At 73.4% G+C, this 12,998-nt stretch carries 9 protein-coding genes; 2 read left to right on the plus strand and 7 right to left on the minus strand.

What is annotated here, in order from left to right; all coding sequences use genetic code 11:
• Positions 1 to 212 precede the first annotated feature (212 nt).
• Positions 213 to 2,270, plus strand: a complete 2,058-nt coding sequence (locus ABD080_RS02945) for a S9 family peptidase (protein ID WP_343903588.1) — start codon at positions 213 to 215, stop codon at positions 2,268 to 2,270.
• Positions 2,271 to 2,334: 64 nt separating this feature from the next.
• Here the strand turns inward: ABD080_RS02945 and ABD080_RS02950 are convergent, their stop codons facing one another.
• The 5 genes from ABD080_RS02950 to ABD080_RS02970 form a co-directional block, all read right to left on the minus strand.
• Positions 2,335 to 3,240, minus strand: coding sequence for a lipase family alpha/beta hydrolase (locus ABD080_RS02950; RefSeq protein WP_343903589.1), 906 nt, complete (start codon positions 3,238 to 3,240; stop codon positions 2,335 to 2,337).
• A 284-nt stretch (positions 3,241 to 3,524) separates the two neighbouring features.
• Positions 3,525 to 4,892: a serpin family protein gene (locus tag ABD080_RS02955; protein ID WP_343903590.1), complete on the minus strand. Its 1,368-nt coding sequence runs from the start codon at positions 4,890 to 4,892 to the stop codon at positions 3,525 to 3,527.
• 104 nt (positions 4,893 to 4,996) lie between these two features.
• Positions 4,997 to 5,929, minus strand: coding sequence for a carbohydrate ABC transporter permease (locus ABD080_RS02960; RefSeq protein WP_137769073.1), 933 nt, complete (start codon positions 5,927 to 5,929; stop codon positions 4,997 to 4,999).
• Positions 5,926 to 6,810, minus strand: a complete 885-nt coding sequence (locus ABD080_RS02965; protein WP_137769074.1) for a carbohydrate ABC transporter permease — start codon at positions 6,808 to 6,810, stop codon at positions 5,926 to 5,928. The genes ABD080_RS02960 and ABD080_RS02965 overlap by 4 nt, the downstream gene beginning before the upstream one ends.
• The gene (locus ABD080_RS02970) at positions 6,807 to 8,141 is read right to left on the minus strand and encodes an ABC transporter substrate-binding protein (RefSeq protein WP_137769075.1); all 1,335 of its coding nucleotides are present in this window, start codon (positions 8,139 to 8,141) and stop codon (positions 6,807 to 6,809) included. The genes ABD080_RS02965 and ABD080_RS02970 overlap by 4 nt, the downstream gene beginning before the upstream one ends.
• Positions 8,142 to 8,341: 200 nt before the next feature.
• On the opposite strand from ABD080_RS02970, the gene ABD080_RS02975 reads away from it, so the two are divergent.
• Positions 8,342 to 9,919 (plus strand): S10 family peptidase, encoded by a 1,578-nt coding sequence (locus ABD080_RS02975; RefSeq protein WP_343903591.1) that lies wholly within the window; start codon positions 8,342 to 8,344, stop codon positions 9,917 to 9,919.
• Positions 9,920 to 10,030: 111 nt separating this feature from the next.
• Here the strand turns inward: ABD080_RS02975 and ABD080_RS02980 are convergent, their stop codons facing one another.
• Both ABD080_RS02980 and ABD080_RS02985 read right to left on the minus strand, forming a co-directional pair.
• Complete coding sequence (locus tag ABD080_RS02980) at positions 10,031 to 11,287, minus strand: hypothetical protein (protein ID WP_343903592.1); 1,257 nt, start codon at positions 11,285 to 11,287, stop codon at positions 10,031 to 10,033.
• A 524-nt stretch (positions 11,288 to 11,811) separates the two neighbouring features.
• Entirely contained in the window at positions 11,812 to 12,930 is a 1,119-nt protein-coding gene (locus ABD080_RS02985; RefSeq protein ID WP_137769078.1) for a LacI family DNA-binding transcriptional regulator, read from the minus strand.
• Positions 12,931 to 12,998: the final 68 nt, after the last annotated feature.

Here is a 12,998-nt window from a genome sequence, read left to right on the forward strand (position 1 = left end):
CGGCGCTCCCGGGGGCGGTCAAGGGATCCGGCCGGGATCCTCCCGAGGCTCGCGGGCCCACTCGACCCGGCCGGGACCCTCCGCCGCGCCGTCGGCCCCACCGCCCGAGGTCCCGGAGTGGTCACGGTCCCCCGGGCGCCCGCACCCCGCCGGGCCGTCGGTCGTAGTGTCGACGGGTCAGTGCCGTCGCTCCGGAGAGGTCCTCACCCCCGATGTCATCCAGCCCGCTCACCGCTCTGCTCGATGCCGCCCGCCTGGGCGCACTGCTCACCACCCGGGGCGGGAGGGTCGTCGCGAAGGTCTCCCGGCCCGACGCCAAGGGCACCGCCTATCGCACGGGGCTCGTCGAGATCACCGACGCCGGCCTGCTCACCCTCACGCGCGGCGACGCCTCCGTGGGCACCGTCGCCCTCGCGGAGGACGGCACCACCTTCTTCACCGCGAAGCGCACCGGCGAGGACGGCTCCGAGGCGGAGGACGCGCAGCTGTGGGGGCTGCCGCCGCGCGGCGAGGCCCGCGAGCTCGCCTCCCGGCCCGGCGGCTTCGGCGACCTGCACCTGGGCAAGGACGCGCTCGTCGCCCAGCTCTCCGTGCACTCCCAGGCCACGACCGAGGCCGAGCACCGCGAGCTGTCGAGCCGGCGCGAGGACGCGAAGGTCACCGCCGTGCTGCACGACGGCTTCCCCACCCGCTACTGGAGCGACGACCTGGGGCCGGCGCGCGAGGTGCTCGCCGTCGCCGAGCTCCCCCGCGACCTCTGGACCGCCGCCGCGGTCGCGGAGGACGGCGACACGGACGCCGAGAGCTCCGACGCGAAGGACACCTCCCGCTCGGTGCTGCGCTTCCGGCACGTGGCCCTGCCCCCGGGCCGCCTCGTCGACTGGGTCGCGGACGACGCCGGCACCCGCGCCCTCGTCTCGATGCAGGACTCCGTGGGCGAGCTGGTGGGCGTGCCGCACCTGCACCTCGTGGACCTCACCGGCGCCGAGGCGCCGCGCCTGATCCTCCCCGGCACCGCCGAGGTCGAGCACTCCCCCGTCTCCTTCAGCCCGGACGGCCGCCGCGCCGTCGTCTCCCGCGAGCAGACCTGGAGCGGGAGCGCCTCCCTCGACGTGCGTCCCCTGCTGCTGGACCTCCGCACCGGGGACCTCACGGAGCTCTGGCCGGAGCTGGACCGCTGGGTGCAGCCGATCTGGCTGGACGACGCGACCCTCGTCGCGGAGAGCGACGACACCGGACGCGGCTCGCTGTGGATCGGTGGCCTCGAGGACGCCGCCCCGCGCCTGCTCGCCTTCGGCCCCGAGCAGGAGCTCAGCCCCGCAGGGATCTCCGTGGCGGGCGGCGCGATCATCGCCTCCGTCTCCGGCGTCGCCTCCCCGCCGCGCCCCGTGCGGGTGGATCCCGCGAGCGGCACGGTCACGGACCTCCCCCACCCCGCCGGCGCCTCCTCCCCGCAGCCCGTCTCCCCGGGCACGCTCACCGAGGTCACCGCGACCGGGGTGGACGGCACGGGCGTGCGCGCCTGGCTGCGGCTCCCCGAGGGCGAGGGCCCGCACCCGCTCGTCGTCTTCGCGCACGGCGGCCCCTGGGGGTCGTGGAACGCGTGGACCTGGCGCTGGAACCCGGACCCGTTCGTCGCTGCCGGCTACGCGGTGCTGCTGCCGGACCCGGCGATCTCCACCGGCTACGGGCAGTCGATGATCGAGCGCGGCCAGCACGAGCTGGGCGGCGCCCCGTTCACCGACGTCATGGCGCTCACCGACGCCGTGATCGCCCGGGAGGACGTCGACGCCGAGCGCACCGCCTTCGCGGGCGGCAGCTACGGCGGCTACATGGCGAACTGGGTCGCCGGGCACACGGGTGACCGCTTCCGCTGCATCGTCACCCACGCGTCCCTGTGGGACACGCGCGTCATGGGCCGCACCACGGACAACGCGGGCTGGGAGCCGCCGATGCGCACCCAGAACGACCGCTTCGACCCGAGCGCGAGCGTCGCCGACATCGAGGTGCCGATGCTCGTCATCCACGGCGACAAGGACTACCGGGTGCCGATCTCCCAGGGCCACGCCCTCTGGTACGACCTGCTCACCTTCTCCGCGACGCCCAAGGACGAGCACGGCCGCACCCGCCACCGCTTCCTGTACTTCCCCGACGAGGGCCACTGGGTGCTGGGCCGCGGCAACGCGCAGGTCTGGTACGAGACGTTCCTGGCCTTCCTCGACGAGCACGTGCGCGGCGAGCACACGGAGCGCCCCGCGACGCTCGGCTGATCCGCGACCTCGGCGATCGGCCGACGGGCCCCCGCTCCCCCGGGGCCCCGTCGGCCGATGACGCTCAGCAGGTGGGGCTCACGTCCTTGCTCGCGGGGCCGTCCTGGTCGAGGGCGTCGAGCACGATCTGGTGCACCACGGGGTCGTTGGGGCTCTGGTCGTGCGCGAAGGGGTCGCGCGGGCAGAGGTCCTGGAGGACGAGGTTGGTGACCTGCTCCTCGGGGCCGTCGAGCGCCTGCGAGGTGTAGGGCGTGACGATCTCGTCGTGCTCGGTGGAGATGACGGTGTAGTCGACGCCGGGGACCGTGTCAGGGATCGAGGCGAGCTCCTGCATGAAGGCGCTTCCGGCCTGCTGGTCGATGCAGGCGGCGCAGGTCCTGTAGGCGATGCCCTGGTCGGCGTGGGCGAGCGCGCTGCCCTCGCCGTCGTCGTCGCGGACGATCAGGCCCTGTGTGCCGTGGCTCGAGGGGGCGATGCCGACGAGGTCGTCGACCTTCGCGGCGCCGCCCTGGAAGCCGATGTACCAGCGGGGCATCATGCCGCCCTGGCTGTGGCCCACGAGGTCCACCTCCTGCGCGCCGGTCGCGCTGAGCACGCGGTCCACGAAGGTGCCGAGCTCGGTCGCGGAGTCGCGCACGGGACCGGTCGCGGGGACGACGTGGGTGACGCCGTAGTCGAAGGCGTAGACGCAGTAGCCGGCGTCGGCGAGGACGGGCGCGAGGGTCCACCAGTTCTTCGCCATCGTCTCGAAGGTGCCGTTGACGAGGACCACGGGCTCGGGGTGCTCGGCGGAGGGAACGCAGTCCCAGTCGTTCGCACCGGGCGGGCTGATGCCGAGGGCGTCGGCGCGCGTCGTCGGCGCGGCGGCGAGGGCGAGGACGGCGAGGATCGCGGCGAGGAGGGCGAGCAGCGGGCGCGAGGGACGCCGTCGCAGCAGCGGTCGGGGCAGGGTCAGGGACGGTGCGGTCATGGTGATCTCCTGGTCCGCCGGGAGCATCCGAGAGCCACGTTACTCATCGGTCACCGGCTTGCTGCGGGACCGTAGCAGGCTGCCCCGACGTCCGGAAGGGACATCCGCACATCGACACGGGACAGACCATCGACGCAGGTCAAAGCCCTGCGTTCGACTCAGGCGGCCGATGATCTGCGCGAGCGTGCCGGCGCCCTCCCATGTGCCGGAGCGGATCAGCGCGGTCCGCTGCGAGGAGAGGGGGACCGCGTTCCGGGGGACCGCGTTCCGGGGGACCGCGGCGCTCAGCGCGTCGCGCGGGGGTCCCCGACCCGGCCCGCGACGAGCGGCGCACCGGTCGAGGTCTCGAAGGCGACGAGCACGTAGGGCGCGTCGATCACGAGCTCCTTCGGCTCGGCGGGCGCGGAGGTCGCGCCGACGCTCACGGCCGTCGCTGCGGCCGCCTCCATGCCCTCCTCGTCGACGGTGATCACGGCCTTCTGCATCACACCGGTGATCCGGAGCTGCTCCTCAGCGGTGATGCCGGTGAAGTCCGCGTCGTCGGTGAACGGCGCGTCCATCCCGAGCTCCTGCAGCACCGGGACGAGGTCCCCGTCCCAGCCGAGGTCGATCTTCGGGACGGTGAGGGCGACCGTGTCCGAGGAGTCGCGGATCCCGGCGAGCACCGCGCCGAGCCCCTCGGCGGTGGGATCCGCGGCGCCGTCGGCCGTCTCCGCCCAGGCGTCGAGCAGCTCCTGCGCGGTGCCGGCGGGTCGCACGAGCGCGAGACCGAGGTCGTCGCCCTCGGTGGGCAGGGCGGTCGCGGTGCACAGCTCGTCCTCGTACCAGCCGTGCGCGTCGCCGTGGAGCATCGGCGTCGTCACCTCCTCCCCGCCGTCGAGGGTGAACGGACCGTCCTCGAGGGTGAGCGGGCTGGGCCAGGCGGCCTTGAGGTGCAGGGTGTTCACGAGCACGAGCCGCGTGGCCTCGGTGAGCATGCCCTGCGGCACGAGCTCCTCGATGAGGCCCGCGGTCTCCTCCTCCACCCAGTCGTTGATGCGGGTGCGGGCCTTCTCGCGGGGGCCGTCGGCGGTGAAGTCCGCGGTCCAGACGCCGCTGCCGAACCAGCGGGCGAGCGCGTCGAGGTAGTCCTGCCCGGCGTCGAAGCCCTCCTGCGCCCAGGTGGCGCAGGCGAGGGAGGCCACGGCGGGCTCCGCCGCGTCCGGATCGTCCTCCTCGCGCTCCACCTCCCCCACGGCGGCGAGCACCTGGTCGAGGGTGTTCGCGGCGGCGGCGATGGTCTCGGCGTCCCCGCCGAGCACCTGCTCCATCTGCTCCCGGGTGCTGCCCGCGGCGCCGAGCGCGGCCATGGTGAGCGCGATCTGCGCGGAGAGCGGGGAGCACACGAGGTTCACGGCCTCGCGGTCCGCCGCGGCGAGCAGCCGGGCGGTGAAGGGGAGGACGGCGGCCGCGACCTCCTCCGCGGGGCCCGCCGGCTCGCGGTCCACCTCGGCGCGCAGGTCCGGCTGGGCGGCGGAGCCCTCGTCGCTGCAGGCCGCGAGGCCCAGCGCGAGCGTGGGGAGCACGAGCCCGGCGCCCAGCACGCTGCGCCGTCGGGCCGTCGCGAGCGGTGATCGCGAGGAGCGGGTGGAGGGCAGCGGTGCGGCGTCCATGCCCCCATCCTGCCCGCCCCGCCCCTCCCGCGACACAGGACGGCCCCTGCCCCGGCGGCTCGTGGGAGTCGCAGGGCAGGGGCCGTGCCGGGCCCGTCGGGGCGTCAGCCCTTGACGGAGCCCTCCGTGAGGCCGCCGCGCCAGAAGCGCTGCAGCACCAGGATGAGGATCGCCAGCGGGATCACCGAGAGCAGCGCGCCGCCCACGGTGAGCTGGTAGAACTCGGGCAGGCGGTCCGTCTGCGCGCGCCAGTTGTCCAGGCCCAGGGTGATCGGGTACAGCTTCTCGTCCGCGAGCATGACCAGCGGCAGGAAGTAGTTGTTCCAGATGCCCACGAACTGGAAGAGCAGCACGGTGACGATCGCCGGCACCAGCTGCGGAAGGGCGATCCGGTGGAACAGCGCGATCTCGCCCACGCCGTCGATCCGCCCGGCCTCGAGCACCTCGTCCGGCACCGCCGCGTTCGCGTAGATGGAGGAGAGGAACAGGCCGAAGGGGCTCACGAGCGAGGGGATGAGCACCGACCAGTAGGAGTTGGTCAGGCCCACGGAGCTGAACAGGAAGAACAGCGGCAGCGCGGTCGCCGTGCCGGGCACGAGCACACCGCCCAGCACCATCGCGTAGACGAGCTTCTTGCCCCGGAAGTCGTACTTCGCGAGGGCGTAGCCGGCGGCGACCGCGAAGTAGGTCGCGAGCGCGGAGCCGAGGCCGGAGTAGATCAGCGAGTTCAGCGCCCAGCGGGGGAAGATCCCGCCGTTGGCGGTGAGCACGTTGCCGAGGTTCTCGAACAGCTGGAAGCCGCCGCCGAACCAGAAGCCGTTCGTCCCGAAGAGGGCGTCGGTGGACTTCGTGGCGTTGACGATCACCCAGTACACGGGCACCAGGAAGTAGATCGCGACGATCGCGAGGATCGCCGTGACGATGATCGTGACGGCAGGGTTCCGGCCGGCGGAGCGGCTGCCGGAGCGGCCGTCCTCGGCGGGGGTGCGGCGCTTGGCCGGCTTCTGCGCGGGACGGGGGCTGGTCGTGGTGCTCATCGGCGCTTCTCCATCCACTGCGAGATCCCCAGGGCGACGGCCGAGAGGACGAAGGCGGAGACGGCGATGATCACGGCCTGCGCGGCCGCCATGCCGATCTCGTTGTACTGGAACGCGTAGGCGTAGGCCGACATGTTCGGCGTGTACTCGGAGGTGATGCCCGCGCTCATGGTCTGCAGCAGGCGGGGCTCCGCGAACAGCTGCAGGGTGCCGATGATCGAGAAGATGATCGTCAGCATGAGGGCCGGGCGGATCAGCGGCAGCTGGATGTCCTTGACGACCCGGAAGGTGCCGGCGCCGTCGATGCGGGCCGCCTCGTAGAGCTCACCGGGGATCGCCTTCAGCTGCGCGATGATGATGAGCATGTTGTAGCCCGTGTAGGTCCAGGTCACGATGTTCGCGATGGACCACAGCACCACGCCCGGGGCGAGGAAGTCGACGTCGATCCCGATGATCCCGAGGGTGTCCACGATGGGGCTGAGGCCCGGGATGTAGAGGAAGGACCACAGGATCGTCGCGATGACGCCCGGGATGCCGTAGGGCAGGAAGTAGGTCGAGCGGAAGAAGCCCGGCCACTTCGCGCTCGCGCTCTCGAGCAGCAGCGCGAGCACGGTCGCGGCGACGATCATGACGGTCACCTGCACCACGCCGAACAGGATCATGCGCCCGATCGAGGCGATGAAGTTCGCGTTGGACAGCGCCGCGGCGTAGTTCTCGAAGCCGGCGAAGACGCTCTTCACGCCGTCCTCGCCCAGCAGCCCGCTGCGCTCGACGGTGGTGAAGCTGTAGCCGACGGCCATGATGATCGGCACCACGACGGTGCCGAGGAAGAGCACCAGGAACGGTGCCATGAGGATCCAGGGTGCGGTCTTCGACCTCATCGTGCCTCCTCCGCGTTCAGTCCCATGCCCTGCATGATCTCCACGATCTCCTTCTGCACGGCGGGGAGCATGTCCACGAGCGGCACCTCGCCGCTGACCGCCTTCGTCATGCCGTCGCCGATCATCGCCATGGCGCGCTGCATGAGCGGCGCCCAGGTCCACTCGAGGTTCTGGCCGGCGGCCATGGGGACGATGACGTCCTCGTTGTAGTTCTGGCCGGAGAAGAACTCCGAGGGCTGCTGGCGGATCTTGCCGATGTAGTCCTTCGCCGGCGACCAGCCGATGCCGGAGTACTGGATCATCGCGTCGATCCCGGCGGGGTCGGTGCACATCCACGTGAGGAACTCGAGCGCCTCGGCAGGGTGCTTCGCGGTGGAGAGCACCGCGGCGGAGGAGCCGCCGTGCGCGCCGGAGGCGTAGCCGTCCTCCCAGGTGGGCATCGGGGCGACGGCCCACTTGCCGGAGCCGCCGGGGACGGTCTCGATGAGGGCGTCGGACCACGACCCGGAGATCGAGGCGAGCACCTTGTCGTCGCCGGCCGCCGCGTACCAGGGGGTGGTCATGGCGCCGTAGCCGGTGCCGACGAGCTTGTCCTCGAGGATCCCGTCCCAGAACTCGGCGACGCGCATGGAGGCGTCGTCGACCATGTTCACGATCCAGCCGTCACCCTCGGGCTTGTACCAGACGGCGCCGGACTGCATGGCCCAGGCGACGGGGTGGGAGCCGTCGGAGGGGTCGAGGGTGATGAGCGTCTTCCCGGCCTCCTGGACGGCGCCCGCGGTCTCGCGGAACTCGTCCCAGGTGGAGGGGGCCTTCAGGCCCAGCTCGCCCTCGAGGACCTCACGGTTGTAGAAGGTCGCGACGGGGCCGGTGTCCTGCGGGACGCCCCAGACGTTGTCGCCGACCTTGGCCTGGCTGATCGCGCCGGGGTCGAAGGCGGAGAGCTTGTCGTCGAAGCCGTAGCGGGAGAGGTTCACGAGCGCGCCGGCGAGCGCGAACTCGGGCACCGAGCGCAGCTCGACCTGGGCGATGTCGGGACCGCCGCCCGCGGAGACCGCGGAGAGGATCTTGGCGTAGCCGCCGGAGTTGCCGCCGGGGATCCAGGTCGTCTCGACGCGGATGCGGTCCTGGCTCGCGTTGTAGACGTCCGCGACCTTCTGGAGGTCCTTCAGCCAGGCCCAGTAGGTGATGGTGACGGGGCCGTCGCTCGCGGGGATGGTGGACTCGGCGTTGACGTCGCCGGGGTTGGGCGGCGCGCAGGCGGCCAGGGCGGCCGTCAGGGCCGCTCCTGTTCCCACCAGCGCGGAGCGCCGGGTCAGACGGGGCTTCATCGCTCTCCTTCTCGTTCCTCGTCCTCGAGGTCGCGGCAACACTACCCACGAATCCGTGTGCATGCACTATTTGCCCGGCCTCCCCGGAGTCACGGTTCGGGAACGTTCACCACGTGGGGCCCGCCGCACCGCGGCACCGCCGCACCCGGGACGCGGGCCGTCGTAGGCTCGAGGCGCACCCACCCGCGCGAAGGAGCCCCGTGAACGCCGAGCCCGCCACCCCCTCCCCCGCCGAGGACGACTCCCCCGCCGCTCCCACCCGCGACGCCGCCGCGTCGGCCGCGACATCGGCCGCCGACCGCAGCAACCCGGCCGACCGCCTCGTCACCACCGAGCACAGCATCGACCTCCCGGGCGGCCCCCTCCGCTATCGCGCCGTGACCGGCACCGTCGTGCTGCGCGAGGAGCCCGAGGGCGGCGAGTACGGCCGCGCGAGCGCCTACGCCGAGATGTTCTCCGTCAGCTACCTCGCCCGGCCGGCCGACGGGGCCGACGGCACCGCTGCCGACACCGCCTCCCGGCCCGTCGTCTTCGCCTTCAACGGCGGCCCGGGCGCCTCGACCGTGTGGCTGCACCTGGGCGTGCTGGGCCCGCGCCGGGTGGTCGCCGGGGACGCCGGCTCCCCCGTCGGCCCGCCCTGGGGTCTGGTCGACAACCCCGAGACGCTGCTGCGCGACGCGGACCTCGTCATGGTCGACGCGATGACGACGGGCTACTCCCGCCCCGTCCCCGGCGCGAAGCACGACCGCCACCACGGCTTCGCCGCGGACCGCGACCTCATCGCCTCCTTCGTCGTGGACTGGCTGACCCGCCACGACCGCTGGAGCTCCCCGGTGCACCTGGCCGGCGAGTCCTACGGGACCACGCGCGCCGCCGCGGTCGCCGCCCGACTGCTCGAGCGGTACTGGGTCGCGGTCGCCGGCATCGCGCTGATCTCCCCAGTGCTGGACTTCGGGACGCTCGAGTTCACGGCCGGCAACGACCGCCCCTTCGTGCACTACCTGCCCACCTACGCCGCGATCGCGCACGCGCACGGCAAGCACGAGGGGCGCCTCCTGCAGGACGTGGTCGACGAGGCGGAGGCCTTCGCGGAGCAGGAGTACCCGGCGCTGCTCGCGGCGGGCCTGCGCCTGGGGCCCGAGCAGGTCGCCGAGGCCGCCGCCCGGATCGGCGCGCTGATCGGCGTGGACCCGGACTGGGTGGAGCGGGCGGATCTGCGCGTCGAGCACATGGCCTTCCTCGCCGAGCTGCTGCGGGACCAGGGCCTGGTCACGGGCCGGATCGACGGTCGCTTCACCGCCCCCGCCGGGGACCGCAATGCCGCCCAGATGGAGACGGACCCCTCGATCGACCAGCTCGCCCCGGCCTACACGGGCGCGCTGAACCAGTACCTCGCGACCGAGCTCGGCTACCGCGACGACGTGGTCTACGAGATCATGGCCGGCCGCGTGCACCCGTGGAGCTACCAGGACTTCGAAGGCCGCTCCGTCGAGGTCGCGACGGACCTCTCCCGACTGCTGCGCCGCAGCCCGCACACCCGGGTGCTCGTCTCCCACGGCTACCACGACGCCGCGACGCCGTTCCATGCGAGCGAGCACGTGCTCGCGCACCTGCAGATCCCGCGCGAGGTCGCCGAGCAGCGGATCCGCGTCGAGTACTACGAGGCCGGGCACATGATGTACTGCCACGAGCCGAGCCGCCTCGCGCTCTCTGAGCACCTCGCGGACCTGGTCCGCGGGGCCGTCGGCGCCTGGTCCGAGCGGTCCGACGGCGTCTGACCTGAGCAGGCCGACCGGCCGACCGGCCGGCGGGCCGACGGGCCGACGGGCCGACGGGCCGACGGGCCGACGGGCCGACGGGCCGACGGCGGATCCTGCCGCCGCGCCGGCTCAGCCCGCGGCGGTCCCGGAGCTGCTGCCGGAGCCGGTCGCCGCCCCACCCTGGGTGCTGCCGCTGCTCGAGCTGCCGGAGGAGCTGGATCCGCTCGAGGAGCTCGACCCGCTGCTGCTCGAGCCGGAGCGGCTGGAACCGCTGTCGGTCGAGCTCGACGAGCCGGAGTCCCCGGAGCTCGAGCTCGAGCCGCTGTCCGTGCTCGAGCTGTCGGTGCTCGAGGAGTCGGAGCTCGAGTCGCCCGTACCGGAACCGTCCGTGCTCGTGGAGCCCGAGCTCGAGCCGTCCGTGTCGGTGTCGCCCGTGCTCGAGGAGCCCGAGCTCGAGCCGTCGGTCGAGGAACCCGAGCCCGAGCCGTCGGTGCCCGTGCCGTCCGTGGTGGACGTGTCCGTGCTCGTGGAGTCCTCACCGGTCCCGTCGGTGCTCGTCCCGTCGGTGGTCGTGCTGTCGTCATCGGTGCCGCTCGAGTCGTCCGTGCCGCCGGAGTCGTCGCTGCTCGTGCGGGACTGCACGGCGTCACTCCCGGTCACCGAGCGCTGGATCTCGCCGGTCCCCGGGGAGAGCTCGACGCCGATCGCCCGCTGCACGCCGAAGACGGCGGCGAGACCGATCAGCCCCATGGCGAGGGTGGTCGCGGCGATCGTCGTCCAGCGCCGGCGCGGCGATCGGGCCGCGGCGCGGCCGTCACCCTCGAGGGGGCGACCGTCAGCGTCGAGCGCGGCGAGCCCGTCCTCGGCGCTGCGCACGGCGAGCCCGTCCTCGGTGCCGTCCGCCACGACGGTCGCACCACCGTCGGCCGCCGCCTGTGCATCCGCCCCGCGCTTCCGCCGCCGCCCCCGCAGGGTCGTCACCCGCTGGACGGTCTTCAGCGCGGCGGCGCTGCGCTTGACGGAGTCCGTGTAGATCGCGACGGCCCCGGCGGAGATCACGGAGGTGAGCGCGGCGCCGATGACGGTGCCGGCCACGCCGAGGTGCCCGCCGACCACGGAGGCTGTGGCCGCGGCAGCACCGCCCGCGAGCAGGCTCGTCGGCGAGAGGCTCCGCAGCGCCGAGTCGCGCTCCTTGCCGTCGCCGCCGTCGGGCGCGGGTGCCCCGCCCGTACCGTTCCCGGGAGGCGGGCCGCTCGGCCTCGCACCGGTGATGTGGTCGGTCCCGGCCCGTGCCGCGTCCCCCTGCCCCACGACCACCACGGCGGGCGGCCGGGCGGACTCGGAACTCGCGGCGGGCGACGTCTGGTGATGCACGGAGGAGGACATGGCACCACCGTGGAACGCTTTCGTCAGCGTTCCCCAGAGCCTTCCTCAGAGAACCCTGAAAGTCTCACGATCACCACCTTGACCTGCACCGATGCAGCCGATGAGCATCGTCACAGGCGGAACGTCCTCACGGTCCGCGCCGGCTCCGCACGAGCACTCCACCTCCCGCGCACGGCACCTCCGCGGCGCCTCCGCATCGGCACCCGTCGACCCGTCCACGACGGTCCGACTCGAGGGGCGGCACAGGGGCCGGAGGGGGCGCCGACCGGGCCGACCCACTCGCTGCGCCCGGCCACCCCACCGACGACGGGACCTCTACGTACGGGTCGGCCCCTCAGGGCGGGGACCCGTACGAAGAGGTCCCGTACACCCCGGCCCCCGGTGCCCGGCCCTGCGCCCGGCCCCGGCCCCCCACCTGCCACGGGACGTCCTCGCGCAGGTGTGCCCTTCACGGCAGGGACCTGCGCGATGACGTCCCGTGCGCCCAGGCGCGCAGCCGTGCACCGGACCCAGGGAGGCGCCCGTCAGGGACGGGCCGGCGAGGTCGAGTCGCGGACCACGAGCTGCACCGGGACCACGACGTTCGCACGCACCCCACCGTCGATCTGCTTGCCGAGGGCGTCCACCAGCTCCACGGCGATCCGGCGGAAGTCCTGACGCACGGTGGTGAGCGGCGGGTCCTCCGCCACGGCTCCGGCGGAGTCGTCGAAGCCGCCCACGAGCACGTCCTCGGGCACAGCACGGCCCGCCGCGCGCAGGGCGGCGATCGCCCCACGCGCCATGCGGTCGTTCGCGGCGAAGATCGCCTCGACGTCGGGGTGCTCGGCGAGGATCTCGGCGGCGCAGTCCTCTCCGCTGCGCTCCGAGTAGTCCCCGTGGCGGACGGTGACGATCCGCGCCGCGGCCCCCTCCGCGACGGACCCGTCAGCGCCCTCGGGCCCATCGGCCGCGCCCGTCCCACCGGCCCCGCCCGTCCTGCCGGCGTCACGGACCGCGTCGGCGAACGCCTCGGGGCGCAGGCTGCCGCCGGGTGTGTGCGCGGGGCCGGCGATCACGGCGAGGCGGCGGGCCCCGCGCTCCAGGAGGTGCCGGGCCATCATCCGGGCGCCCTCGCGGTCGTCCGCGGCGACGAAGGCGACGCGGTCCTCGAGGCCCGCCGGACTGCCCACGTTGACCAGCGGGATGCCGGCCGCCTGGATCCGCTCGAAGAGATGGTGCTGCGGCTGCGCGGAGGCCGTCACGGCACCGTCGACACCGCTCGTGAGCAGGAAGTTCTCCGCGCGCTTGGCGCTGTCCTCGTCGCCCGCGAGGAGCAGCACCATCGACTGGTCGCGGGCCGCGAGGGCCTGGCCCACCTCGATCACGAGGGACTCGAAGGTGGGGTCCTCGAAGAAGCTCGCGGGCGGCTCGTCGATCACGAAGGCGACGGTGCCGCTGCGGCCGGTGCGGAGCCGGCGCGCGGTGGAGTTCGCGACGTAGCCCGTCTCGCGGATCGCCCGAGCGATGGCCTTGGCGGAGTCCGGGGACACCCAGTGCCCGCCGTTGAGGTGCCGGGAGACGGTGCCCGTGGAGACGCCGGCGCGACGGGCGACCTCGGTGATCGTCGGGCGCTTGCCCGAACCGCTGGGTCGTGGGGTGGCCACGTGGCTCCTTCCTCGGGGCGGGTGCCGCGGGGAGGGCGGCGTCCGCTCGCCAGTATCGCCCAGCGGCG

The organism is Brachybacterium rhamnosum (assembly GCF_039526185.1).
Taxonomy (GTDB): domain Bacteria; phylum Actinomycetota; class Actinomycetes; order Actinomycetales; family Dermabacteraceae; genus Brachybacterium; species Brachybacterium rhamnosum.

Bases quoted from the DNA above. Each gene is read 5' to 3' on its own strand.
- ABD080_RS02945 (WP_343903588.1), top strand. From the start codon at position 213: ATGTCATCCAGCCCGCTCACCGCTCTGCTCGATGCCGCCCGCCTGGGC.
- ABD080_RS02950 (WP_343903589.1), bottom strand. From the start codon at position 3,240: ATGACCGCACCGTCCCTGACCCTGCCCCGACCGCTGCTGCGACGGCGT.
- ABD080_RS02955 (WP_343903590.1), bottom strand. From the start codon at position 4,892: ATGGACGCCGCACCGCTGCCCTCCACCCGCTCCTCGCGATCACCGCTC.
- ABD080_RS02960 (WP_137769073.1), bottom strand. From the start codon at position 5,929: ATGAGCACCACGACCAGCCCCCGTCCCGCGCAGAAGCCGGCCAAGCGC.
- ABD080_RS02965 (WP_137769074.1), bottom strand. From the start codon at position 6,810: ATGAGGTCGAAGACCGCACCCTGGATCCTCATGGCACCGTTCCTGGTG.
- ABD080_RS02970 (WP_137769075.1), bottom strand. From the start codon at position 8,141: ATGAAGCCCCGTCTGACCCGGCGCTCCGCGCTGGTGGGAACAGGAGCG.
- ABD080_RS02980 (WP_343903592.1), bottom strand. From the start codon at position 11,287: ATGTCCTCCTCCGTGCATCACCAGACGTCGCCCGCCGCGAGTTCCGAG.